We start from the raw sequence: 23,716 nt of genomic DNA, 5'->3' as shown, positions 1-23,716 counted from the left end.
CATGAGCGCTACTTCCATCAACATTCAATTCACGCTGAACGGCGAGCGCGTGAGCGCCGACGTCGAACCGCATCACACGATTCTCGACGTGCTGCGTCAGCAGTTCGCGCTATATGGCGCCCGCGAAAGCTGCGGTCAGGGCTTGTGCGGATGCTGCACGGTGATCGTCAACGGCGAGAGCGTGTCGGGCTGTCTCTATCTCGCCGCAATGGCCGACGGCGGTGAAGTCAGCACGATCGAAAACCTGGACGCCAATGGAGAACTCGATCCGGTGCAGCAGGCGTTCATCGAGTGCGGCGCGTTTCAATGCGGCTTTTGCACGTCAGGCTTCATACTGATGAGCCGCCAGTTGCTCGACCGCAATCCGGACCCGAGCGAAGCCGAGATCCGCAATTTCCTGTCGGGCAATCTTTGCCGTTGCGCCGCGTATCCGGAGATCATCGAGGCCGTCAAGCTCGCCGCGCAAATGCGCAAGTCGAAGGCGACGGTCGCCGTCGTGGCCGCGTAGCGCGCCTGCAAACAACGGCAAATCAACGCAGTGACGCGCGTCTGAAGAACAACAGACGGCATGGCGCGCGATAACGACATCGAGGAGACAGTCGATGCAGCACCCTCTGGAGGAAAGCTCCGGCGGCGGCACGCGCGGCAGCCTGGGCGGCGAGCCGCGGGTCGCCCTGGACGACGCGACCCATGCCGTCTGGTATCGCTCGATCAACCGCCAGCAATGGAGCGCATTGATCGCGTCCAATCTCGGCTGGTTCTTCGACGGCTATGAAACCTATGCACTGGTTCTGACCGTGGGCGGCGCGCTCGGCCAGTTGCTGCCGGCGTCGGGCCACGCGCAGATTCCGTTCTACGCGGGACTCGTGATCGCATTGACGCTGCTCGGCTGGGGCATCGGCGGATTGATCGGCGGCATCCTGACCGACTATATCGGCCGCAAACGGATGATGATGTTCGCGATTCTCGCGTATTCGCTGACCACCGGTTTGAGCGCGCTGTCGTGGGACTGGACATCGTTCGCGGCGCTGCGCTTCATCGTCGGTCTCGCGATGGGATCGGAGTGGGCGACGGGCACCGCAATGACTGCGGAAATCTGGCCGGACCGGCATCGCGGCAAAGGCGCGGGGCTCATGCAGTGCGGCCTCGGCACGGGCTTTTTCGTCGCGTCGCTGATATGGCTTTTCATGAGCGGCGCAGGCGAGCATGCATGGCGCTACATGTATCTGATCGGCGTGCTGCCCGGTCTCGCGACGCTGTGGATGCGCGCGGGCATTCCCGAGTCCGAGCAATGGCAGCGCGTGAACACCGAGCGCAAGGCGACGCTCGCGCGCAGGAAGTCGGGCGTGACGCTCGACGCGCGCGAACAGTCGCTCGCGCGCTTTACGCTCGTCGATCTGCTGGCCGACGCGAAGCTGCGCCGCCGCACGTGGATTGCCGTGCTGATGTCGCTCAGCACGACGCTCGGCTGGTGGGGCATCTCGACGTGGGTGCCGCCCTACATCGGTTCGGTCGCGGCGCATGCCGGGCTTTCTGCGGCCTCGTGGGCGAGCTTTGCCGGCATGGCGTACAACGTCGGCGCGATCAGCGGTTATATTGGCCTCGGCTTTCTCGCCGACGCCTATGGCCGCAAGCGCATCACCTGTCTATTCTTCGCGATGGCGTTCGTGCTGACGCCGGTGCTCTTCATGTGGACGCACGACGTCGGCCTGCTGCTGGCGGTCGCCTGCGTGGCAGGCTTTTTCAGCCTCGGTCAATATACGTGGATGCCCACGTGGCTGCCCGAGCTTTATCCGACGCGCGTGCGCGGCACCGCTATCGCGCTGTGCTTCAATGTTCCGCGCTTTCTTGCGTGGACGGGGCCGCTCGTCGCCGGCACACTGATCACCCGCTTCGGCGGCTACGGTCATGCGGCGGTCATAGTCGGCTTCATCTATCTGGTCGGCCTCGCGCTCGCGCCGTGGCTGCCGGAAACGCGCGGCCAACCCTTACCAGAAGAGGTTTGAACAATGAATTTCATTTTCACCGACAATGCGCCGTCTCCGGGCGGCCACTATTCGCAGGCCGTGCAGGCGGGCGGCTTCACGTTCGTCTCGGGCATGCTGCCGGGTCCCGGCGTGGCCACCGACGGCCCCGACAACTTCGAGCGCCAGGTGCGCGCCACGCTCGCTCATTGCGAGCAGGTGCTGGCCGCGGCGGGCTGCGCGCTGACCGACGTCGTGCAATGCACCGCGTACATCGTCGATGTGAAGAACTGGCCGGAGTTCAACCGGCTCTACGCGGAGTATTTCGGCGTTCACAAGCCGGCGCGCGCGGTCGTGCCGGTGCCCGAGCTGCACCACGGCTTTCTCGTCGAGTTGCAGATGGTCGCGCATCGCGGCGCATAAGCGCGCCGCTTTACGGAGGACACGATGGACAGCATCGACGTGAGCGTGCTGCGCAATGCCGTCGACTGGCTCGCGACGGGCCGCCGCGTCGTACCCATCACGGTGACGCGCCCGTGGGGTTCGAGTCCGCGCCCCGTCGGCGCGATGCTCGCGATGCGCGACGACGACCTACTCCTGGTCTTGATCCGCCTCCGGCAACTCCGGCCCTGAGCTGACAATCCCCCACCATTGCTGACGCAGTGCGTCGCGCAAGATCTTGCCGCGCGCGCTGCGCGGCAGCGCTGCAACCGGATAGATATTCATCGGCATCTTTTCGCGCGGCAGATGCCGCCGGCAATGCGCACGCAGCGCCTCCACGTTCGGCGCGATGTCCGGCTGCAACACCACGAAGCAGACGGTTTCCTGTCCATACACCGGGTCGGGCACACCGAGCGCCGCGACGTCCTGCACATGAGGATGCGTACGCATCACATCCTCTATCTCCTGCGGCACGATCTTCACGCCGCCACGAATGATGAGATCGTCCATGCGAGCCGCCATGCGCACAAAGCCGTCCGTGTCGCGTGCGGCGATATCGCGCGTGAAGAGCGGCGCGCCGCGAATCGGCAGCAGCGAGCCGTCTTGCTGAAGCACGCCGAGCGCGAGCTTGTCGCCGTCGACGACAACCTGGCCTTCGACGCCGGCAGCGCACGGCATACCGTCGGCGTCCACGATCTCGAAGCGGATATGCGCGGCCGGATAACCGACCGTTCCGAGCTTGCGATGCTCGAGCCGGTTGCCGCACATCCATCCCGCTTCCGACGACCCATACAGATTGAGGATGCGAATGCCGTAGCGCTTTTCGAAGCGCATCCATTGAACGGGCGATAGCGGCGCTGTGCTGCAGGTCATCGCGCGCAGCGACGAGAACGTTTCGGCGCTCACCTCGAGCGGTGCTTCGAGAAGCATGTTGAGCACCGTGGGCACGCCCGCGCAAACGGTAATGCGCTGATCGCGGACCCAGTCGCCGAAGCTGCTGCGCGAAAAGCGGCGCGCGACGCATAGTGTCGAACCGAGTTGCAGGAACGGAATGAAGCTCAGTATCTGCGCCGAGTACCAGTCGAACGAACGGTATTCGAGCATGCGGTCGTCGCGGCTCGAACCGAGCAGGTCGATACTGTCGAGGCCGTTGAGCCAGTACGACTGGTGATCGTAGACGACGATCTTCGGAATGCCGGTCGTGCCCGACGTGCAGCACATCGACGCAATGTCGCGATGCGTGCATACGGTTGCGCCGTCGGGCAGCGGCGTGTCGTCGTGCGCGCCTGCTTCGAGCGAGATGATGTCGCCATCGCAGCCGATGTTCTCGCGGCCGGCCGAGGCCCACGAAGCGAAGCGCACGACCTGCACGTTCGCTGCGGCGACGGAGGTGTCGGCGGGGTCCACGGCGTCGACGGGAAACACGATCAGCTTCGGCCTGATTGTGTCGAGCAACTGCCGTGCGATCTTTACGCCGACGAAGGGCACGTCGAGCGGACACACGATTGCACCGAGCCGCCACGCGCCGAGCCACAGCAGCAGCTTGTCGGGCGCATCGCAGTCGGCGAGCACGACGCGCGTGCCTCTCGTCACGCCACGCCGCGCGAATTGTCTGGCGATCGTCTCGACCGATTGCGCGAGTTGCTCGAAGCTCATGCTCACGCGCCGCTCGACATCGACGATGGCAGGCTTGTTGGGCGTCGCGCGCCGATGCTGTTCGAGCAGGGCCGCGACAGTGCGAAAAGGCGGATCGTTCGTGGGCGGATGCGTGCTGACCATGAGCTCAGCAGGGCTCGGGCACGGAAGGCGAGGCGGCCTCGCATTGCGCCGCGGTCTCGCCGCGATCGCGGTTTTCACCGAGCCGCGCGAGCGCCCATTCACGGAAGGCTTCCACTTTCTTCGTGCGTGCCTTGTCGGTCGGCGACGAAACGAAATACGCGGAATTCGACGGCACACGCACGTCGAACGGCGCCACGAGTTTGCCGCTCGCCAGATCGCCGTTCACGAGCGGCGTGCGGCCGATTGCAATGCCGACGCCGTCCACGGCCGCCGCGAGCGACGTGAGCTGCAGATGGAAAACGGATTCGCCGGCGAATTCGACGGGCTCATGCACGGCCGCTTCGAGCCACGCGGGCCAGTCGTCCTGGTACATCGAATAAAAGTACGTGCGAATCTGCCGCATGCGTGCGAGCACTTCCGCGACCGATCCGAACTTGCCCGCTTCTTCGAGCACGGCGGGCGAGCACACGGGAAAAAATTCCTCGCCATGCAGACGGTCCGAGCGCGCCGACGCCCAGCGCCCGGAGCCGTAACGGATCGCGACGTCGTAGCTGTTGCGATCGAACTCGTTGAACGTCGAACTCGTTGCGACGTGCACGGTGATGTCCGGATGAGCACGCTGGAATTCGGGCAGCGCGGGGATCAGGCATTTGACTGCGTAGGTGGGCAGGCACGTCACCGTGAGCACGGTGCTGGGTTTTTTCTTGCGCGCGTGCGCCGTGGCGATGGACAGCAGATTGATCGCCTCATGCACCGAATCGAGATACTCGCGTGCCGCCGGCGTGAGTGTGAGCACGTTTCGGCGCCGCACGAAAAGCTTGACTTCGAGCCGGTCTTCGAGCGTCTTGATCTGGTGGCTGATGGCCGTCTGCGTCAACTCGAGTTCCTGTGCCGCGCGGGTGAAGCTCAAATGCCGCGAGGCAGCTTCGAATGCGAGCAGGCTCTGAAGCGAAGGGATATAGGGTCTCATCTGTTGTCAGCGCAATGCAGGAACGCCTGGGTAGTGGATCTTAGCGGGTTTCATCGGCGCGCGAGGCGCCTCGCACGGGCGCGGGAATACGTGTCGGCGGCCCTGCGGAGAGCCGCCCTGCGGAAAGGCGCCCCGCGGAAGGCCGCCCCGATGCCTGGATGATCGGCTGGTTACGGACCCCGAGGAAATGAAACTTTTTCATGCAGGCATGAGAAAAGTTAGTTTGCGCGCGTGGAAAGCGCTCATGCACTCTTGGTCCGGTCGAGCGAAGCGTCGTCTATCGGCGCACATTAATCAATCGTTACAAACCCGGAACGTGAATGTGCCGGGCCGCGCGCGAAGAACCGAAACGTTGGGCAGTCAGGCCCGTTCACGCGCGGAAAGGGAGAGAACAATAGTGGATATCGATGTGCTGGAAAATCCGTTTCTTGCCAGCCTCGGCTTGTCGCGCACGGCCTGGCGCGATGGCTATGCGGAGTTTCGCCTGAGCTTGCAGCCCGAATTGCTGAACCGGCAACGCGTGCTGCAAGGCGGCGTGGTGGCGACGCTGCTCGATGCGGCCTGCGGTTATGCGGGGCTTTATAGCGCCGATCCGCTGCGGCCCATACACGCGGTGACGCTGTCGCTGACGCTCAACTTCCTCGACAAGGGAGTGGGCGAGACACTGATCGGCAAGGGCTTTCTCGAGCGCAAGGGGCGGTCGGTTTATTTCGCGCGCGGCGAGGCGTGGATCGATTCGAAGACGCTGATCGCCACCGCGCAGGGCACCTTCAAATATGCGGGCGGTTACGGCCGGCGCGAGCCGTCGAGCGCCCCGCCTGGCGAGCTCGACTGAACTTAACTTTACTTAACTGACGCGCGGCGGGCCGCAGCGCCGCGGTCACTTCGTCACGATCGCATTCGCACGATCGCATTCGCAACCATCGCATGAATCCTTCTCATCCCTGTCATGAAGGATGGTCGTTTGCGTGTGCCGCTGCATTGCCTCATTGTGGCGATCAACAAGTGAAGCGGCGCCGCGTGACGACGGCGTTCGCAATCCCGCATACGAATACGAATACAAATCGCCAAACTATCGGAGACACACGACGTGACAGACAGCTCGACTTCCCATCCGCTCGATCTGCGGGCATGGCTCGACGAGGCGCGCGCGCTCGGCGAACTGACCGACGTTTCGGGCGCGGACTGGAATCTGGAACTCGGAGCGATCAGCGAGTTGAACGTGAAGAAGGAGCGGCCCGCCGCGCTGCTTTTCGACGATATCCCCGAATATCCGCAAGGACATCGCGTGCTGACATGCAGCACCGCGAGCCCGGCGCGATTGTCGTCGATCCTGCGCGTCGGACATCAGCCGACGCATCGCGCGCTGGTCGAAACGTTGCGCGGCAAGCCGAAGCAATGGCAGGCGCATGCGCATGAATACGACCCGGTCACAGCGGCGAGCGGCCCCGTATTCGACAACGTGCAGACCGGCGGCGACGTCGATCTCTTTTCGTTTCCCGCGCCGCTGTGGCATGAGAAAGATGGCGGCCGTTATATCGGCACCGGCTGCATGGTGGTGACGAAAGATCTCGACTCGGAGTGGATCAATGTCGGCACGTACCGCGTGATGATTCACGACCGCAACCATGTGGGCCTCGACATGATTCCAGGCAAGCACGGCGCGATCCAGTACGACAAGCACATGAAGGCGGGCAAGCCGTTTCCGGTCGCGATCGTGATCGGCTGCGATCCGCTCGGCTACCTGATTTCAGGTATCGAAGTGCCGTTCGGCATGTGCGAGTACAACTATATCGGCGCGATCCTGAAGAAGCCTGTCTCCGTGGTGAAAGGGCAGTTGACGGATCTGCCGTTCCCGAGCGCATCGGAGATCGTGATCGAAGGCTATGCGCATCCGGGCGACGTCAGGATCGAAGGGCCGTTCGGCGAATTCCACGGCTATTACCCCGGCAAGGCGGAGACCGCGCCGGTGGTGACCATCGAGCGCATCTACTATCGCAACAACCCGATCATCATGGGCAGCCCGCCCGCAAAGCCGCCGAACGACTACTCGTATTCGAAGGCCGTGATGCGCTCGGCGTTGCTCGTCGATGCCCTTCAGGCGGCCGGCGTGCCCGATGTCGCCGGCGTGTGGGCGCACGAGATCGGCGGCGCGCGCATGTTCAACGTGGTGTCGATCCGTCAGCGCTATGCGGGACACGCGCGGCAGGCAGGACATATTCTCAGCCAGTGCGGCGTGGGCGCATACATGTCGCGCTATTCGATCGTGGTCGACGAGGACATCGACCCAGCGAATCTTCAGGAGGTGATGTGGGCCGTCGCGACGCGCACCGACCCGGACATCGATATCGACATCGTCAAACGCGGCATGGGGTCGAAGAACGATCCGATGTCGATTGCGAATCCGTACAAGGCGCCATTCAACTCGAAGGCGATTATCGACGCGTGCCGTCCGTTCGATTTTCTCGCGGAGTTTCCGCAGGTTGCCGAGGCGAGCAAGGAACTGCAGGACAAGACGCGCGCGAAATGGGAACACATTCTCGGCTGACGGACGACAAGGAGAGTTGCACATGGAACTGACAGGCGAACAGATTTTGCCGCTGCCGCGCGAACGCGTATGGGCCGCATTGAACGACCCCGAAATCCTCAAGGCTTCGGTGCCCGGCTGCGAGTCGTTCGAACGCGTCGACGACAACCAGTTTCAGATGGTGATGGCTGCAAGCGTCGGCCCGATCAAGGCGCGCTTCAAAGGCAAGATGGTGCTGACTGATTTACAACCGCCGCAGTCGTATTCGATGACGTTCGAAGGATCGGGCGGCGCGGCGGGCTTCGGCAAGGGCGGCGCGCACGTCGATCTGCTTGCCGACAACGGCGGCACGCGGCTCGTGTACCGCTCGCATGCGCAGGTTGGGGGGCGTCTCGCGCAAGTGGGCGCGAGACTGATCGACGGTGTCGCGCGAAAAATGGCCGAGGACTTTTTTGGGCGCTTCACGGCGGCTGTGATTGGGCCGCAGCAGACGGCGGAAGATGAAGCACGCCCGGCGACCGCTTCTGCCGACGCTCACGCAGGCACGCTCGCCACTTCGCAGACAGCGGCAGGCACGAGCGCAAGAAACTGGATGTGGGCACTGGGCGTGGTGGTCGTCCTTGCGCTCGTCGCGGTGTACGCATTGCATTGATAACAACGACGGGATGCGTGAACGACGTATCGGGCGCCGCAGCCCGAACGCCGCTCGCGGCACCCGCAACAGGAGACGACGATGCAGGATGGCAATACGCTACAGGGCGCAGTCACACGCGACGACACGCAGACGGCGGCCGTCGAAGCGGCTGTCGACGCTGCAAGCGCGGCGCTGATTCGCCGGATAGAGAGCGTGCCGTTTTCGCGCTGGCATACGAAGGCGCGGATCATCGTCGGCAGCGCGACGTTCTTCGATGCGTTCGACGCGCTCTCGATCGCCTTCGTGCTTCCGGTGCTGATCGGCCTGTGGCATATCGAGCCGCTGGAGATCGGCGTGCTGATCGGCGCGAGCTACATCGGTCAATTCATCGGCGCGCTGACGTTCGGCTGGTACGCGGAACGGCGCGGCCGAATTCGCAGCGTGACGATCGCCATTGCGATCATGTCCGTGATGAGCATGGGCTGTGCGCTAAGCGGCAGTTTCGCGGTGCTGCTGGTGTGCAGATTCATTCAGGGAATCGGCGTGGGCGGTGAAATGCCGGTCGCGGCGACGTACATCAGCGAGTTGTCCAACGCTCACGGCCGCGGCAAATACTTTCTGCTATACGAACTGATTTTCCCGGTCGGTTTGATGGCGACCGGACAGATCGGCGCATGGCTCGTGCCGCTCATCGGCTGGAAGATCATGTTCTGGATCGGCGCGGTGCCTGGGCTTCTGATCGCGCTGCTGATCGCACGCTTGCCCGAATCGCCGCGCTGGCTGATTTCTAAAGGACGATTCGACGAAGCGGAAGCCGTGGTCCGCGACATGGAAGCGAGCACGGATCGCCGCATCGAACCCGGCCGGCGCCAGCAGCCGAACAAAGGCGTGATGAATGCGCGCGCGGGCTGGCGCGAACTGCTTTCGCCGTTCTATCGCGGCCGCACGCTCGTCGTGTGGGTGCTGTGGGCGACCGCGTTTTTCATCGCGAACAGTTTGAACAACTGGCTGCCGACCTTGTATCGCTCGGTTTATCACCTGCCGCTGCAAACCGCGCTGCGCGCCGCGTCGATGACCAACGTCGCACAAGTCGCGCTGCTGCTCATCTGCGCGTATGTGATCGATCGCGTTGGCCGCCGCAACTGGACGGTGTCCGCTTTCTGTCTGGCAGCGATTCTGTTCGCATGCCTCGGGCTCTTTGCCGCGCACGACGTATGGAGCGCAATGGTGCTCGGCACGCTGAGTTATGGACTGATCGGTTCGATCGCGGCGGTGCTGTACCTGTACACGCCCGAGGTTTATCCCACCAGAATGCGCGCGACGAGCACCGGGCTCGCCACTTCCTGGCTGCGTCTTGCGTCCGCGGTCGGACCGTCGCTTGCGGGACTTCTGCTGCATAAGCGGGGCATCGGCTCGGTGTTCGTGATGTTCGCCGTGGTCGCGGTGGTCGGCGCGATTTGCGCACTCAGAATGACAGAGACGCGCGAACGAAGCCTCGAGGAAATCGCGCCGTGACAAGGCGGCGGGTTGCGATGAGCGCGCTCACTCATTAGCGAAATACGCCGGCAACCTGAAGCCGTCATAGAAGCGGTTGCCGCGAATCGCCTGCTGAAACTCCACCGACCGATACGCGTCGACGATGTCCTGCGTCGCGCGCGCATTGCGGTTGCCGGCCTTCACGACGACCTGGTTGATATACGGCGGCGTCATCTCTTCCAGCGCGAGCGCATCGGCCAGTTTGTGGCCGCTGAAAATCGCGAAATTGCCCTGAATCGCGGCGTAATCCACATCGTCGAGCGCGCGCGGCGCTTGCGCCGATTCGAGCGGAACGATCTTGATGCCGGCCGGATTGGCGATCACGTCGCGCTCGGTCACGTCGACGGGATTCGGGTTCGGCTTGATCCTGATCCAGCCGATGCGCTGCAGAATCTTCAGCGCGCGTTCGAGATTCACCGGATCATTCGGCACCGCGACGCGCGCGCCGGGTTTCACTTCAGCCAGCGTTCGGTGCTTCTTCGAATAGAGACCCATCGGCGGCGTCGGCACCTGCACTACGCCGACGAGGTCGGTCCCGTTGCGCTCGTTATACGACTTCAGATAGACCTCGTGCTGCATCACGTCGGCGACGATCTCGCCGCGATATACGGCCTGATTTGCTTCGAGCCCTGTACTGAACTCGACGTACTTGATCGCATAGCCTTTCTTGCGCAGTTGCGGTTCGACACCCGCTTTGAATTCATCGGCATAAGGGCCGGGCACGAAGCCGACGCGCAATTCCTGCGCGGTGTTCTTGCTATCGGCGGCATGCGCGCTAATGGACGTTAGCGCGGTGAGAGCGCTGAGCGTGGTGGCGAGCAGCAGCGCGCCGGCTGCGCGTTTTTTGAAGGGTGACGGGATAGTGATTGTTCGGAACATGACGATGAAAGTAGTGGCGATCGCACCGGCAACCGTGCAGCGTTGCTAGAGAACTTTGAATTCGAAGCAGTAGATCACGCGCCGTTTCGAACGCCAAACAACTAATTCTGCTTATCAATTGCCAGTTCTCGCTCGCAATGCAAGCCGCGATAAGCGTGCCGGGAAATTGCAATTTAAAGTCTCGCTGAATTTCAAATGCACGGAGCAATCCGTAGCAAACCCGACTTCGATGTTTGTCTCCCGCATTTCGCGATCCTAAGATTGGACCCCTTTCAGCCGATGATGTTAACCACGACAACAAGGGGTAAAGATGAAACGAGTCGCTCTCACCAGCGCCGCCGGTCTGCTTGCAATCGCTCCACTCGCCGCTCAAGCGGAAAGCTCGGTCACGTTGTACGGGCTCGTCGATGCGGGCATCACCTACACGAACAACCAGAAGGGCGCGAGCAACTTCCAGCAGACGAGCGGCAAGCTCAGCGGCAGCCGATGGGGCCTCAAAGGCAACGAGGATCTGGGCGATGGCTGGAAGGCCGTGTTCACGATCGAGGGCGGCTTCCGTCCCAACGACGGTACGCTGGCTCAGGGCGGCCGCGAGTTCGGACGGCAGGCGTTTGTCGGCGTCCAGAAAACGGGCATCGGCACATTGACGCTTGGACGCCAGTACGAGCCGCTCGCCGATCTCGCGGCGCAATACGCGGGCTCCGGTTTCTGGTCGCCGTCGACCCACATCGGCGATAACGACAATCTGAACCAGACTTTCCGCGTCAATAACGCCGTCAAGTTCCGCAGCGACACGATTGCCGGATTCACGGTGGACGGCCTGTATGCGTTCAGCAATCAGGCCAGCGGCGGCAGCGGAACAGGGTTCGGCAACAACCGCGCATGGGGCATCTCGGCGAACTACGTCAATGGACCGTTGTCGATCGGCGGCGGCTACGTAGTGCTCAATCATCCGGATACGACGTCGAATACGAGCGGTGCGGTCGGCGGCGCGTCGACCACGACCGGCGACGATTACAGCGGCGCGTTCTTCTACGGATTGAACGGCGGCGTGGTGCGCCAGCAGATCGCGGTGGCGGGCACCAACTACGCATTCGGCCGCGCGACGGTCGGCTTTGCATGGAGTCACACGCAGCTCGACTACAACGACGGCTCGTCGCGCAAGTTCAACAACTACGACCTGAATGCACGCTACCTGTTCACGCCTGCGCTGACGCTGATCGGCGTCTACACCTATACCGATGGCCGCGCGACGAATCTGCCGGGGACCAGCGGCGCGAATCTGAAGCCGCGCTGGCATCAGTTCACGCTCGGTGTCGACTATGCATTGTCGAAGCGCACCGACGTGTATCTGTCCGGCGTGTATCAGCTTGCCGTCGGCGATGCATCGACGCGGGTCGGCTCGGGCTACCGCACCATCGCGGCGATTGCCGATGTCGGCACGGCTTCGTCGACGAACCGTCAGGTCGCCGTGCTTTCAGGCTTGCGCGTGAAGTTCTGACCGGAGGCCGCGATGGCATGGCGCATGCATGCCGTCGTGGCTTATACGCGATACGTGATACGTGATACGTGATTGAGTTGCTGAGTCGTTTCAGCCGCGCGCCGCTTCGGCGGCTTCGCGCGTGTTGCCGTGCTGAAGCCCGCGCGCCAGCAAACGAACCGACGCGATGCGTTGCGCCGCGTCCGTCACCGGATTATCGATGATGAATTCATCCACGCCATAGCGGTCCTGCAGTTCACTGAGCGCATCGTGCACCGCGTCGGACGTGCCATGCACGATGTGGTTCTCGCGTTCGTCGATGCGATGAGCGCCGCCGCCTGCCTGACGAACGAACTCTTCGGCCTGCGCGATGCTGCCCACCGTGACCGGCTGCTGGTCGCCGACCTGTACGCGAAAACGCCGCGTGTCCGATGCGAGCCGCGCTGCTTCGTCGGCGCTTTCTGCTGCTATGACGGAGAGAGCCAGCAATGCCTTGCGTCCGTTCGATGCCGCGCGATAGCGCTCCAACGCGCGCTCGATCTCGTCCGGCGCGCCGTTGATGTGAGCCGCGTACACGAAGTCCCAGCCAAGCCGCGCCGCAAGCGCCGCGCTCTCGACGCTTGCTCCGAGCAGAAAAGGGCGCGCAGGCGAAGGCGGCAGCGGCGTGGCTCGCAGCACGGAACCGAACTGCTCGTCGCCGTCGGCAGCATCGTGTTCGCGATTCGCGGCGAGAGCATCGGCGAGATAGCGGTCCAGCTCGAACGCGAGCGCAGCGAAATCGGGCTTGTGCGCAGGGTCGCGCGCCGATTGCAGCGCGCGCGTGGAAAGCGGCAAACCGCCAGGCGCCTTGCCGATGCCGAGATCGACGCGACCGGGCGCGAGCGAGGCCAGCAGATTGAAATTTTCGGCGACCTTGTAGGGACTGTAATGCTGCAGCATCACGCCGCCCGAACCGACACGTATGCGATTGGTGCGTGCAAGGATATAAGCGATCAGGATTTCCGGCGAAGGGCAGGCGAGCTGACTCGTGTTGTGATGTTCGGCGAGCCAATAGCGCCGGTATCCCCATGACTCCGCATGGCGCGCCAGTTCGACCGTGCGCCTGAGCGCCTCGGTCGGCGTTTCGCCTCGTGCGATCGGGCTCTTGTCCAGCAGGCTTAAAGCGTAGGTGGTCATGTGAGGTTCTGGAAGTACGGCATGTATCGGGCTTGCGCGGCGCGACGAGCCGATCATTAGTACGGCGATGGTATTTCTCCGTGAACGGCGCGGTCAAACAATCTAGAGGAATAAGTAAAGGCAAAAAGATTTGTTCGATGCGAAGACGCCGGCCGATGTTTAATGAGGCCAACGCCTCGAATTGCCGGCATTTTCCAGAGAACTGTCATATGCACCTGAATCCAATCGTCAGCGAGGTCGACTTCGACCTGGCCGGCCGGCACACCGGTTATCTGCGTCTGCCGCACTCCGTGCATCGTTCCGCATACGGCTGGCTGCCGTTCCCTGTCGTGTCGATACGAAACGGCAGCGGGCCTGTCGTGCTCGTGATGGCCGGCAATCACGGCGACGAATACGAAGGACAAATTCTCGCCGCGCAACTCGCGCGCGAGATCGATCCGGCCCATCTAACGGGGCAAATCATCGTGTTGCCGGCCGCGAATGCGCCCGCGGTCGAGCAGGGTCTACGGACTTCGCCGATAGACGACGGCAATCTCAACCGCGCGTTTCCCGGCGACCCGCGAGGCTCGCCCACGCAGATCGCCGCGCATTACATCGAGCATGAATTGCTCGCGCGTGCCGACTATCTGATCGACCTGCATTCGGGCGGCAGTTCACTGCTCTATCACGGCGGCAACATGCTCGCGATCGAGCCGCGCGACGACGCCGGGAAAGCGCGGCTAATCGACTTGCTGAATGCATTCGGTTTGCCGAATGCATTCATTCATCGCGAGAATCCGGTGCATGCGGCAGCGGCGGCGCGGCGTCAAGGCGCGGTGTCCATCACGACCGAACTCGGCGGTGCGGGCACGGTCAGCTCCGCGCTGATTCGCGAAGCGCGCCAGGGGCTGCTGCATTTCCTCGGGCACGTCGGTTTGCTGCATGGGCCGCTCGTCCCCGAATCGCCGCCTGCAAGCGTGCGTTTCAGACGCGTCGCCGGTGCGCGGCACTACGTTTATGCCTACGACAGCGGCGTTTACGAGCCGCTTGTCGAACTCGGCGACCGGGTAAGTCAGGGGCAACCCGCTGCGCGAATCCATTTCCCCGATACGCCGTGGCGCGAGCCGGTGATTCGCCATTTCGACAGCGACGGAGAAGTCGTTTGCAAGCGCGTGCCCGCGTTGGTCCGAAGAGGCGATTGTCTGTTTCATCTTGCAGAGGACGATCCAACGTTCTTTACGCAGCTCGCGCGCTGACGATGTTCTATTGACGGATACGCTGCGCGAATAACGCAATGCGATGCGCGAGCAATTGAACGGACAACAAAAAACGTTCGCCGCAGCGGCACCATATTCATATACCAATTGCTTGTTTAGCCGTCGAACGACTGCGCGCTATCGTGTGAATTCCACAAGACGAGCCGGCGCGTTCCGGTCGATCATCATGAGCTTTAGCGTTGTCGATACCAGTCCGCTCGATCCGCTTGCCCAACCTCTGCTAAGCGCATTGCAGCGCGAATATACGACGCGTTACGCATCGTTTCACAAGGACAACGGCGAGTCGGCCGCGCAGGAAATCGCGCGTTATCCGGCCGAGGCGTTCGCTCCGCCGGAGGGCGCATTCATTCTGCTGCTGCGGGACGGCGCGGCGATCGGCGGCGGCGCGTTCAAGCGCTACGACGCGCGCACCGCGGAACTCAAACGGGTCTGGACACGCGACGATGTGCGCCGTCAGGGCCTCGCGCGCCGCGTCGTGCAGGAACTAGAACAGCGTGCGCTCGCCCAGGGTTATACGCGCGTTTATCTGACCACCGGTTTCCGGCAGCCCGAAGCCTGGGCGCTGTATGCGAATAGCGGCTACGTGAGCCTGTTCGATACGTCATTGCCTCCCGAGGTGCATGTTCATCTGCGCTACGGAAAGGACCTGCTCGATCCGGGCCGCATCGATACCCTCGAAGACCTTCGCGCGAAACAAACCGATCTCGCGATCCGCTAAGCCCACCTGACATTCCAACGGAACACATGACGATGAGATTGCGCGCGCATCTTGCAACGCTTCTATTGGCGAGCATGGCCGGCATGACGGCCGGCAGTGCCCCGGCGCTCGCCGCGGCGCCGGGCTTCGATCTTAGCCCGGCGCAACAGAACCGCATTCGCGGCGCGGAGGACCCGGCCGCCATCAAGGCCATACCTTCGAACTTCGCCTTCGTCGCGAAGAATGCGTTGACGGTGGGCATCGTCGTGGGTCATCCGCCGATCAGCACCTATGCGAGCGACGCGAGAACGGTAGTCGGATTCGACCCGGACCTCGCGCAACTGATTGCGGACAGTCTCGGCAAGCATCTGAATGTCGTGATTCTCGCGTGGCCGGACTGGCCGCTGGCCCTTGCGTCCGGCAAGGTCGACGCGGTGATTTCCAACGTCACGGTAACGGAAGAGCGCAAGGCGAAGTTCGACTTCTCGACCTACCGGCAGGATCAGATCGGCTTCTATGTGAGGACCGATAGTCCGATCAGGCAAATCGCCGAGCCGAAAGATATCGCCGGTCTGCGGATCATCACCGACGCCGGGACCAATCAGGAAAAGATCCTGCTCGAGTGGGACCGGCAGAACGTCGCGCGTGGGCTCAAGCCGGTTTCCGTGCAGTACTACGACGACGATGCGGTGAGGTCGGTGGCGTTGCAGTCGGGGCGCGCGGACGCGATCTTGAGCGTGAATGCCGCGCTTGCCTACGATGCCGCGAGACAAGGCAAGACGCGCCAGGTCGGCACCTTGAGCGGCGGCTGGCCGCGCACGGCGGAGGTCGCGGTGACGTCGCGCAAGGGCAGCGGTCTTGCCGAGCCGCTCACCATCGCGCTGAACAATCTGATCCAGAACGGACAGTATCGCTCGGTGCTCGCGCGCTGGCATCTCGAGTCCGAGGCGATCGCGAAGGCGGCGACCAATCCGCCGGGCTTGCCGAAGTCGTGACGCGGCGGTCGAAAACGCATCACCGGCTTCGATCTTTCCTTCTGTCTGGCGAACGACATCATGAGCAAGAAGCACATCCCATTCGGCATCATGCTGCAAGGTGCCGGCAGCCACATGAACGCGTGGAAGCATCCGGCGGGACCGGCGGATGCCAGCGTCAATCTGGACTTCATGATCCGCACGGCGCAAAAAGCGGAAGCGAACGGCATTGCGTTCGCGTTCGTCGCGGACGGTCTCTACATCAACGAGAAATCGATCCCGCACTTTTTGAATCGCTTCGAGCCCATTTCGATCCTGTCGGCACTCGCCACGGTCACGTCGAAAATCGGTCTCGCGGGTACGGTCTCGACGTCGTATAGCGATCCGTTCACGGTCGCACGGCAGTTCGCGTCGCTGGATCTGATCAGCGGCGGCCGCGCCGGCTGGAACGTCGTCACGACGCCGCTCGAAGGCACCGCGAAGAACTACGGCGGATCGCATCCCGAGCATGCGTTGCGCTACGAAATCGCGGATGAATACCTGAGCGTGACGCAAGGGCTGTGGGATAGTTGGGACGACGATGCATTCGTGCGCGACCGCGCGCGCGGCGTGTTTTTCGATCGCGACAAGTTGCATCCACTGAATCACCAGGGGAAATTTTTTCAGGTAGCGGGGCCGCTCAATATCCAGCGCTCGCTGCAAGGACAACCCGTGATCTTCCAGGCCGGCTCGTCGGATGCGGGCATTGCATTGGCCGGTAAATATGCGGATGCCGTGTTCACGCATTCGGTGTCGGTCGAAGAGACGCGGCTTTTCGCGCAGCGCGTGAAGGACAGCGCCGAGGCGCATGGGCGCAGCCGCGAGGACGTGAAGATATTCCCCGGTATCGGCCCGATTGTCGGCGCCACGCATGAAGAAGCGGAAGCCAAGTACCGCGCGATTCGCGATCTGCTCAATATCGACGAAGCGCTCGCGTACCTCGGCCGCTTTTTCGATCATCACGACTTTACGCAGTACCCGCTCGATGCCCCGTTCCCCGAACTCGGCGATCTTGGCCGCAACAGCTTCCGCTCGACGACGGACCGCATCAAGGCCAATGCCCGCAGCAACGGACAAACCTTGCGCGAAGTCGCGCTCGAAGTCGCGACGCCGAAGACGCATTTTCTCGGAACGGCCGAACACGTGGTCGATGAACTGATTCGCTGGATAGAAGCGGGCGCCGCCGACGGATTCATTCTTGGCTTCGCGGTGCAGGCGCAAGGCCTCGACGATTTCGTCCGCTACGTGATTCCCGAACTGCAGCGGCGCGGCCGTTACGAAAGCACGCTCAGCGGCGCAACGCTGCGTGATCACTTAGGTTTGCCGCGCAAGGAAAGCCGCTACACGCTGACCGAAACTGCATGAACACACGCGAACGGACACCACAACGGACACCACAACGGACACAGTACGAACGATGAACGAAGCCGCTAAAGTCGCCGTACAGGCGCCAGGTTCCGCGCAAGCAGAATCGCAACGGGACCGCAACCGCTATCACGTCGTGCCCGCGAAGCATCGCGCGCGCACTGCCGGTGCTGCCCTCGCCGCTATCGTGATCGCGCTCGTGCTCGACTCTGTGCTTGGCAATCCGCGCTGGGGCTGGGGCGTATTTGCCGAATGGTTTCTGTCGGAACCGGTGCTCTCGGGGCTTGGGCGAACACTGCTGCTGACGGCGCTCGGTGCGTCGATCGGCTTCGCGCTCGGCATGCTTATCGCGCTCGCAAGAGTATCGCGTTCTCCGCTTCTTGCAGGCAGCGCCTGGGTGTTCGTGTGGTTGTTCCGCTCGATCCCGCTTATCGTTCTGCTGCTGATCCTGAACAACCTCGGCTATCTATACGAGACGATCAGCGTCGGCATTCCCTTTACCGGCATTGCATTCGGTAACTGGCCGACTACTGAAGTCGTCAGTCCTTTCTGCGCAGCCGTTCTCGGCCTGACGCTGCATCACGCCGCTTTTTCGGCGGAAGTGATTCGCGGCGGCATCCTGTCCGTCGATCAGGGGCAGCTCGAAGCGGCCGCCGTGCTCGGACTGCCGCGGCTTCGCCAGGCGCGGCGCATCATGCTGCCGCAGGCCATGCGGGCCATCGTGCCGACCGCGTTCAACGATCTCATCTCGCTCGCGAAGGGATCGGCGATGGTTTATGTGCTCGCCATGCCCGAGCTGTTTTACACGGTGCAGATCATCTATCGGCGCAATCTCGAGGTCATTCCGCTGCTGATGGTGGCAACCGTCTGGTATCTGATCATTCTCTCGGTGCTCTCCGCGATTCAGGTGTACGTGGAGCGCTATTTCTCGCGCGGCGCGACGCGCAGCACAACGTCGTCGCCATTCGAACAGGCCATCAAGGCGCTTGCAGGATTCGTGCTGCGCCGGCGCGAAACTGCATTTGCCGGCGAGTCGCGGCTTGCCGACGCCATCGCGCCGAGCGAGTCGAAAATCCCCGGCGCTGCGAATCCGTGGATCGACCAGCGCACAGGCGGCGAGATCGTCATCCAGAAGGTCTCGAAGAGCTTCGGCGCACTCAAGGTGCTCGACAACGTCTCGCTCACCATGCGTCCCGGCAGCGTCACGGTGATCCTCGGTCAATCCGGCTCCGGCAAGTCGACGTTGCTGCGCACGATCAATCATCTTGAACGCGTCGACGACGGTCTGATCGATATCGACGGCGAACTGATCGGCTATCGCCGCGACGGCATGACGCTCTACGAACTAAAGGAGCGCGACGTGCTGCGGCGTCGCGGCGACGTCGGCATGGTGTTTCAGAACTTCAATCTGTTCCCGCATCTGAGCGTGCTGGACAACATTGTCGAGGCTCCTGTCGCGCTTGGCCGCTTGCCGCGCAAGGAAGCGGAGCAACTCGCGCGGAATCTGCTTGCGCGTGTCGGACTCGCGGACAAGGCGCACGCGTGGCCGCGGCAATTATCGGGCGGACAGCAGCAACGCGTCGCGATTGCGCGCGCGTTGGCGTTGAGGCCAAAGGTTCTGTTGTTCGACGAGCCGACATCCGCTCTCGATCCCGAACTGGTGAACGAAGTGCTCGACGTCATCAAGGAACTGGCGCGCTCCGGCACCACGATGGTCATCGTCACGCACGAGATTGGCTTTGCGCGCGAAGTGGCCGACACCATCGTGTTCATGGATCGCGGCCGGATTATCGAAGCCGGTCCGCCGGCGAGCGTGCTGAATCAACCGCAACATTCCCGCACGCGCGAATTCCTGTCGCGTGTGCTCTGACCACTCCTTCTTCGCAACACGATGATCAACAGGCGCAGATTCGTCATGACGGGCATCGCGGCGGCGCTGGCGACGATCGGCCGCGCACATGGCGCGCAGACCGGCATCGACCTCAGTCCGCAACAGCCCGGACGCATACGTACCGGCAAAAACGAGCAGGCGATTGCGGCAATCGCGAATCGCTACCGGTTCGTGAAGGAAGGGCTTTTCACAGTCGCCATCTCGCCGCATGGTCCGCCGACCGCGACTTACGCGACGGATGCGCGGACCGTCGTCGGTTCGGATGCGGACTACGCGCAACTGATCGCCGACGCCCTGGGACTCAAGCTCGACATCGTGCCGATCACGTGGGCCGACTGGCCCCTGGGCTTGACGTCGGGGAAATACGACGCGGTGATCTCGAATGTCGGCGTGACGGAGCAGCGTAAGGAGAAGTTCGACTTCACCACTTACCGTCAGGGCTTGCACGGCTTCTATGTGCGAACCGCCAGCCCGATACGCCACATCGCGGAGCCGAAAGACATTGCGGGCCTGCGCGTGATTACCGGCTCGGGGACGATTCAGGAAAAGATCATCCTCGAATGGAACCGGCAGAACATCGCGAAAGGACTGAAACCCGTCGAGCTCCAGTATTTCGACGACGACGCGGCAAGCCGCGTTGCGTTGCTCTCCGGCCGGGCGGACTTGGAGTTCAATCCCAATGCGCCGCTTGCCTACGACGCCGCGCGAAGCGGCGCGATTCGCCAGGTGGGAACCGTGAATGCGGGCTGGCCCGCGAGAGCGGACGTGGCGATTGCGACGCGCAAGGGCAGCGGACTTGTCGACGGCCTGACACTTGCCACCAATGGCATGATCGCCGACGGCACGTACGCGCGCGCGCTCGCGCGCTGGGGGATTCAGGCCGAAGCGCTGAACCGTTCCGAAAGCAACCCGCCGGGCCTGCCAAAATTCTGATCCAACTCCAATGACCTTCCGTTCCGTTTTTCCGGGCGCGTCGCTGCGGCACGCCCTGTTTCGTGGTTCGCGCCTTGGCGTGTCGATGGTGCTAAGCGGCGCGCTGCTGATGAACGGCGCTTCTGTCCACGCCGCGCCCGCCGGCACACTCGTGTTCTGCTCCGAAGGCAGCCCCGCCGGCTTCGATCCGGGCCAGCATACGACCAGCACCGATTTCGACGCGAGTACCAACACCGTCTACAACGGACTCGTGCAGTTCCGCCGCGGCACGCTCGATCTCGAACCCGCGCTGGCGACGAGCTGGGACATTTCAGCGGATCAGCGCACGTACACGTTTCATCTGCGCGGCGGTGTGAAGTTTCATACGACCGCATGGTTTCGACCGACGCGCGACTTCAACGCCGACGACGTGCTGTTCACGTTCAACCGGATGCTGCATGCCGACGATCCGTTCCGCAAAGCATATCCAAGCAGCTTTCCGTATTTCAGCGATCTGGGCTTCGACAGGAACATCGAGAGCATCGAGAAGGTCGATGCTCTGACCGTGCGCTTTCGGCTCAAGGAGCCGGACGTGATTTTCGTGCGCAATCTCGCGATGAGCTTCGCGTCGATTCTGTCGGCCGAATATGCGGACAAGCTGAGCGCCGCGCATCGCGAGGCGGACATCAATCAGTTGCCGGTGGGAACGGGGCCGTTCGTGTTCCGCTCGTACCAGAAGGACGCGCTGATCCGTTACGACGCCAATCCCGTCTACTGGCGCCCGGACGACGTCAAGCTCGCGCATCTGATCTTTGCGATCACGCCTGATCCGGCGGTACGCATGCAGAAGCTGGCAAGCGGCGAATGTCAGGTGTCCGTGTTTCCACGTCCCGCCGATCTCGAGGTTGTGAAGCGAAACGCCGCGCTTACCGCAGTTTCGGGCGTCGGCTTCAATGTGGGCTTCGTCGCCTACAACACGCAACATGCGCCGCTCAATCGCGTGGAAGTGCGCCGCGCACTCGATATGGCCATCGACAAACCCGCGATCATTCAATCGGTCTTCTCGGGCAATGCAACCATTGCGTCGAATCCGATGCCGCCCGCGCAATGGTCGTACAACAAGCAGTTGAAGGACGCACCTTACGATCCCGCAAAAGCCAAAGCGCTGCTTGCGCAGGCGGGCTTTCCGAACGGCTTCGAGATTTCGCTATGGGCGATGCCGGTGCAGCGTCCCTACAATCCGAATGCGCAATTGATGGCGCAACTGATCCAGCAGGACTGGGCGAAGATCGGCGTGCGCGCGAAGATCGTGAGCTACGAGTGGGGCGAATATAACCGCCGCGCGAAGCAGGGCGGCGAACACGACGCGATGCTCTACGGCTGGTCAGGCGACAACGGCGATCCCGACAACTGGCTCGGCACGTTGCTCGGGTGCGATGCGGTGCACGGCAGTAACGTGTCCAAGTGGTGCGATCCGGCGTTCAACGCGTTGATCGACAAGGCGCGCGCAGCCGCGAACGTCGACGAGCGCACGGCGCTTTATCAGCAGGCGCAGGTCATCTTCAAGCAGCAGGTGCCTTATACGCCGATTGCGCATTCCATCGTCTCTCTGCCTGTGTCGAAGCGTGTGAAGGGGATGGTGTTTTCGCCGCTCGGCAGTCATCGCTTCGAGGGCGTGTGGTTGGAGTGATTGCGTCTACGTCGAGGCGACGTGCGGGGCGATGGCATCGCATCGCCCCGGTGGTCGGCTCGAACTACGCGGTTGCGGCCGCTTGACGCCGCAACAGATGGCGGCTGAACGGACGCGGCAGCGCGAAGTGGTCGCGCAGCGTACGTCCTTCGTAATCGGTGCGGAAAATGCCGCGTTGCTGCAGCAGCGGAACCACGCCGTCGGTGAAGTCTTGAAGCCCGCCCGGCAGAACATCCGGCATCAGATTGAAGCCGTCGGCGGCGCCGCCTTTGAACCAGTGCTCGATGTCGTCGGCGATCTGTTCCGGCGTGCCGACGACGACACGATGTCCGCCGCCGCCCGCCAGCGCGCGAATCAATTGACGCGCCGTGTAGCCATGCGTGCGCGCCTGCGCGAGCGTGGCGTGGAAGAACGTGTGGTTGCCGTTGCCGCCGCCGGGCAATGCGAGATCGTCGGGCAGGCGTTCGTCGAGTTTCAGGCGCTCGACAGCGATGCCCAGTATGCCGGCCAGTCGCGTGAGGCTATACGTCCACGGAATCAGATCGACCAGTTCATCGCGACGGCGCAAAGCCTCGGCTTCGGTTGCGCCGATGATCGTCGTGAGCCCCGGCAGCACGCGAATCGCATCGCTGCCGCGGCCCCATGCTGCCGCTCGCGATTTCAGTTCATGCGCGTAGGCGGCGGCTTCATCGAATGATTGCGATGCGGAAAACACGGCTTCGGCATGGCGGGCCGCGAGCTCGCGTCCGTCGGCCGAGCCGCCGGCCTGGATCAGCACGGGATGACCCTGTTCGCTGCGCGGCAGATTGAACGGGCCGTCGACACTGAAGTATTTGCCGCGATGATCGATGCGGTGCACCTTCGCCGTATCGATGAAGCGGCCGCTCGCCTTGTCGCCGATAAAAGCGTCGTCTTCCCAGCTATCCCACAACGCCTTCACGACCTCGGTGAATTCGGCCGCGCGCTCGTAGCGTTGCGCGTGATCGGGCACGGCCTCGCGCCCAAAGTTGCGCGCCGAGCCGAGATCGGCGGTCGTCACGATGTTCCAGCCGGCGCGGCCTGCGCTGAGCTGATCGAGCGTGGCGAAGCGGCGCGCGATGTTGTACGGCTCGTTATAACTCGTCGACGCCGTGCCGATAATGCCGATATGCGTGGTCGCCGCGGCAATGGCGGCGAGCAGCACGGTCGGCTCGAGTGCGGTGATCGGGCGGAAGTCGATCTGATCTGCAATCGATGCGTTATCCGCGAGAAACACCGCATCGAACTTCGCGGCCTCGGCGATCTGCGCGACGCGAACGTAGTGAGCGACATCGACGAAAGCGCGCGGATCGGCATCGCGCGTTCGCCATGCGGAAGGGACAAAACCGGAGTGAAGGATGTTGACGTTCAGATGAAGCTGGCGAGGCGGATCGGTTCTCATGGTCGTGTCGAATGCGGGAGAAGTCAGCAACGAACGTGCTGACCGATTCGATCATTGTCGATGAGCGCGGCGGTCGCGACCACGAA

The 23,716-nt window shown here is 62.9% G+C and carries 21 protein-coding genes; 16 read left to right on the top strand and 5 right to left on the bottom strand.

The genetic code is table 11. From position 1 onward, the window contains the following. The first annotated feature begins 1 nt into the window (after nt 1). From ABIE53_RS19335 to ABIE53_RS19320, 4 genes are all read left to right on the top strand, one after another. Entirely contained in the window at nt 2-508 is a 507-nt protein-coding gene (locus ABIE53_RS19335; protein WP_192699842.1) for a (2Fe-2S)-binding protein, read from the top strand. A 94-nt stretch (nt 509-602) separates the two neighbouring features. Further along, nucleotides 603-2,006, top strand: coding sequence for an MFS transporter (locus tag ABIE53_RS19330; RefSeq protein ID WP_107709548.1), 1,404 nt, complete (start codon nt 603-605; stop codon nt 2,004-2,006). A gap of 3 nt (nt 2,007-2,009) precedes the next feature. Then, nucleotides 2,010-2,387, top strand: coding sequence for a RidA family protein (locus tag ABIE53_RS19325; RefSeq protein ID WP_192699843.1), 378 nt, complete (start codon nt 2,010-2,012; stop codon nt 2,385-2,387). A 24-nt stretch (nt 2,388-2,411) separates the two neighbouring features. Then, nucleotides 2,412-2,597: an XdhC family protein gene (locus ABIE53_RS19320; protein WP_192699844.1), complete on the top strand. Its 186-nt coding sequence runs from the start codon at nt 2,412-2,414 to the stop codon at nt 2,595-2,597. Here the strand turns inward: ABIE53_RS19320 and ABIE53_RS19315 are convergent. Together ABIE53_RS19315 and ABIE53_RS19310 are read right to left on the bottom strand one after the other, a co-directional pair. Next, nucleotides 2,556-4,184 (bottom strand): class I adenylate-forming enzyme family protein, encoded by a 1,629-nt coding sequence (locus tag ABIE53_RS19315; RefSeq protein ID WP_192699845.1) that lies wholly within the window; start codon nt 4,182-4,184, stop codon nt 2,556-2,558. The genes ABIE53_RS19320 and ABIE53_RS19315 overlap by 42 nt on opposite strands. Nucleotides 4,185-4,188: 4 nt before the next feature. Beyond that, complete coding sequence (locus tag ABIE53_RS19310; RefSeq protein WP_006049804.1) at nt 4,189-5,154, bottom strand: LysR substrate-binding domain-containing protein; 966 nt, start codon at nt 5,152-5,154, stop codon at nt 4,189-4,191. Nucleotides 5,155-5,551: 397 nt separating this feature from the next. Between ABIE53_RS19310 and ABIE53_RS19305 the strand changes: the two genes are divergently transcribed. The 4 genes from ABIE53_RS19305 (at nt 5,552) to ABIE53_RS19290 (ending at nt 9,830) form a co-directional block, all read left to right on the top strand. Then, on the top strand, nt 5,552-5,989 hold the full coding sequence (locus ABIE53_RS19305; protein WP_192699846.1) for a PaaI family thioesterase: 438 nt from the start codon (nt 5,552-5,554) through the stop codon (nt 5,987-5,989). Between the two features lie 255 nt (nt 5,990-6,244). Next, nucleotides 6,245-7,702 carry a UbiD family decarboxylase gene (locus tag ABIE53_RS19300; RefSeq protein WP_192699847.1) on the top strand — a complete coding sequence of 486 codons (1,458 nt, stop codon included), beginning with the start codon at nt 6,245-6,247 and terminating at the stop codon, nt 7,700-7,702. Nucleotides 7,703-7,724: 22 nt separating this feature from the next. Further along, nucleotides 7,725-8,333, top strand: a complete 609-nt coding sequence (locus ABIE53_RS19295) for an SRPBCC family protein (RefSeq protein WP_006049801.1) — start codon at nt 7,725-7,727, stop codon at nt 8,331-8,333. 81 nt (nt 8,334-8,414) lie between these two features. Next, nucleotides 8,415-9,830, top strand: coding sequence for an MFS transporter (locus ABIE53_RS19290; protein WP_006049800.1), 1,416 nt, complete (start codon nt 8,415-8,417; stop codon nt 9,828-9,830). Nucleotides 9,831-9,857: 27 nt separating this feature from the next. Here ABIE53_RS19290 and ABIE53_RS19285 read toward each other — a convergent pair whose 3' ends face one another. Continuing rightward, nucleotides 9,858-10,730 carry a MetQ/NlpA family ABC transporter substrate-binding protein gene (locus tag ABIE53_RS19285; RefSeq protein ID WP_029970244.1) on the bottom strand — a complete coding sequence of 291 codons (873 nt, stop codon included), beginning with the start codon at nt 10,728-10,730 and terminating at the stop codon, nt 9,858-9,860. Between the two features lie 310 nt (nt 10,731-11,040). Here ABIE53_RS19285 and ABIE53_RS19280 point away from each other — a divergent pair, with 310 nt between their 5' ends. Next, a complete protein-coding gene (locus tag ABIE53_RS19280) occupies nt 11,041-12,231 on the top strand; it encodes a porin (protein ID WP_192699848.1) in 1,191 nt (396 codons plus the stop codon). A gap of 90 nt (nt 12,232-12,321) precedes the next feature. Here the strand turns inward: ABIE53_RS19280 and ABIE53_RS19275 are convergent, their stop codons facing one another. Then, nucleotides 12,322-13,386, bottom strand: coding sequence for an LLM class flavin-dependent oxidoreductase (locus ABIE53_RS19275; protein ID WP_192699849.1), 1,065 nt, complete (start codon nt 13,384-13,386; stop codon nt 12,322-12,324). Between the two features lie 209 nt (nt 13,387-13,595). On the opposite strand from ABIE53_RS19275, the gene ABIE53_RS19270 reads away from it, so the two are divergent. The 7 genes from ABIE53_RS19270 (at nt 13,596) to ABIE53_RS19240 (ending at nt 22,210) form a co-directional block, all read left to right on the top strand. Further along, the gene (locus tag ABIE53_RS19270) at nt 13,596-14,621 is read left to right on the top strand and encodes a succinylglutamate desuccinylase/aspartoacylase family protein (protein WP_192699850.1); all 1,026 of its coding nucleotides are present in this window, start codon (nt 13,596-13,598) and stop codon (nt 14,619-14,621) included. A gap of 187 nt (nt 14,622-14,808) precedes the next feature. Beyond that, nucleotides 14,809-15,360: a GNAT family N-acetyltransferase gene (locus tag ABIE53_RS19265; RefSeq protein ID WP_114158072.1), complete on the top strand. Its 552-nt coding sequence runs from the start codon at nt 14,809-14,811 to the stop codon at nt 15,358-15,360. Nucleotides 15,361-15,392: 32 nt separating this feature from the next. Further along, a complete protein-coding gene (locus ABIE53_RS19260; RefSeq protein WP_192699917.1) occupies nt 15,393-16,334 on the top strand; it encodes an ABC transporter substrate-binding protein in 942 nt (313 codons plus the stop codon). A gap of 60 nt (nt 16,335-16,394) precedes the next feature. Next, nucleotides 16,395-17,717, top strand: a complete 1,323-nt coding sequence (locus tag ABIE53_RS19255) for an LLM class flavin-dependent oxidoreductase (RefSeq protein WP_192699851.1) — start codon at nt 16,395-16,397, stop codon at nt 17,715-17,717. Nucleotides 17,718-17,769: 52 nt separating this feature from the next. Further along, nucleotides 17,770-19,587, top strand: coding sequence for an amino acid ABC transporter permease/ATP-binding protein (locus ABIE53_RS19250; protein WP_192699852.1), 1,818 nt, complete (start codon nt 17,770-17,772; stop codon nt 19,585-19,587). 21 nt (nt 19,588-19,608) lie between these two features. After that, a complete protein-coding gene (locus tag ABIE53_RS19245) occupies nt 19,609-20,541 on the top strand; it encodes an ABC transporter substrate-binding protein (protein ID WP_192699853.1) in 933 nt (310 codons plus the stop codon). An 85-nt stretch (nt 20,542-20,626) separates the two neighbouring features. Beyond that, on the top strand, nt 20,627-22,210 hold the full coding sequence (locus ABIE53_RS19240) for an ABC transporter substrate-binding protein (RefSeq protein ID WP_310076397.1): 1,584 nt from the start codon (nt 20,627-20,629) through the stop codon (nt 22,208-22,210). A gap of 64 nt (nt 22,211-22,274) precedes the next feature. Here the strand turns inward: ABIE53_RS19240 and ABIE53_RS19235 are convergent, their stop codons facing one another. Continuing rightward, on the bottom strand, nt 22,275-23,630 hold the full coding sequence (locus ABIE53_RS19235) for an LLM class flavin-dependent oxidoreductase (RefSeq protein ID WP_192699855.1): 1,356 nt from the start codon (nt 23,628-23,630) through the stop codon (nt 22,275-22,277). Nucleotides 23,631-23,716 lie beyond the last annotated feature (86 nt).

The organism is Paraburkholderia sp. OAS925 (assembly GCF_040543975.1).
In the GTDB taxonomy this organism is placed as follows: domain Bacteria; phylum Pseudomonadota; class Gammaproteobacteria; order Burkholderiales; family Burkholderiaceae; genus Paraburkholderia; species Paraburkholderia graminis.
The sequence above is the reverse complement of the archived record's forward strand: the minus strand, read 5'-3'. Positions and strand labels throughout refer to the sequence as shown.

Coding starts and splice junctions, on each gene's coding strand:
- ABIE53_RS19335 (WP_192699842.1), top strand. CDS start 2: ATGAGCGCTACTTCCATCAACATTCAATTCACGCTGAACGGCGAGCGC.
- ABIE53_RS19325 (WP_192699843.1), top strand. CDS start 2,010: ATGAATTTCATTTTCACCGACAATGCGCCGTCTCCGGGCGGCCACTAT.
- ABIE53_RS19310 (WP_006049804.1), bottom strand. CDS start 5,154: ATGAGACCCTATATCCCTTCGCTTCAGAGCCTGCTCGCATTCGAAGCT.
- ABIE53_RS19240 (WP_310076397.1), top strand. CDS start 20,627: ATGGTGCTAAGCGGCGCGCTGCTGATGAACGGCGCTTCTGTCCACGCC.
- ABIE53_RS19235 (WP_192699855.1), bottom strand. CDS start 23,630: ATGAGAACCGATCCGCCTCGCCAGCTTCATCTGAACGTCAACATCCTT.
- ABIE53_RS19250 (WP_192699852.1), top strand. CDS start 17,770: ATGAACGAAGCCGCTAAAGTCGCCGTACAGGCGCCAGGTTCCGCGCAA.
- ABIE53_RS19330 (WP_107709548.1), top strand. CDS start 603: ATGCAGCACCCTCTGGAGGAAAGCTCCGGCGGCGGCACGCGCGGCAGC.
- ABIE53_RS19295 (WP_006049801.1), top strand. CDS start 7,725: ATGGAACTGACAGGCGAACAGATTTTGCCGCTGCCGCGCGAACGCGTA.
- ABIE53_RS19320 (WP_192699844.1), top strand. CDS start 2,412: ATGGACAGCATCGACGTGAGCGTGCTGCGCAATGCCGTCGACTGGCTC.
- ABIE53_RS19265 (WP_114158072.1), top strand. CDS start 14,809: ATGAGCTTTAGCGTTGTCGATACCAGTCCGCTCGATCCGCTTGCCCAA.
- ABIE53_RS19275 (WP_192699849.1), bottom strand. CDS start 13,386: ATGACCACCTACGCTTTAAGCCTGCTGGACAAGAGCCCGATCGCACGA.
- ABIE53_RS19285 (WP_029970244.1), bottom strand. CDS start 10,730: ATGTTCCGAACAATCACTATCCCGTCACCCTTCAAAAAACGCGCAGCC.
- ABIE53_RS19270 (WP_192699850.1), top strand. CDS start 13,596: ATGCACCTGAATCCAATCGTCAGCGAGGTCGACTTCGACCTGGCCGGC.
- ABIE53_RS19290 (WP_006049800.1), top strand. CDS start 8,415: ATGCAGGATGGCAATACGCTACAGGGCGCAGTCACACGCGACGACACG.
- ABIE53_RS19280 (WP_192699848.1), top strand. CDS start 11,041: ATGAAACGAGTCGCTCTCACCAGCGCCGCCGGTCTGCTTGCAATCGCT.
- ABIE53_RS19315 (WP_192699845.1), bottom strand. CDS start 4,184: ATGGTCAGCACGCATCCGCCCACGAACGATCCGCCTTTTCGCACTGTC.
- ABIE53_RS19245 (WP_192699853.1), top strand. CDS start 19,609: ATGATCAACAGGCGCAGATTCGTCATGACGGGCATCGCGGCGGCGCTG.
- ABIE53_RS19255 (WP_192699851.1), top strand. CDS start 16,395: ATGAGCAAGAAGCACATCCCATTCGGCATCATGCTGCAAGGTGCCGGC.
- ABIE53_RS19260 (WP_192699917.1), top strand. CDS start 15,393: ATGAGATTGCGCGCGCATCTTGCAACGCTTCTATTGGCGAGCATGGCC.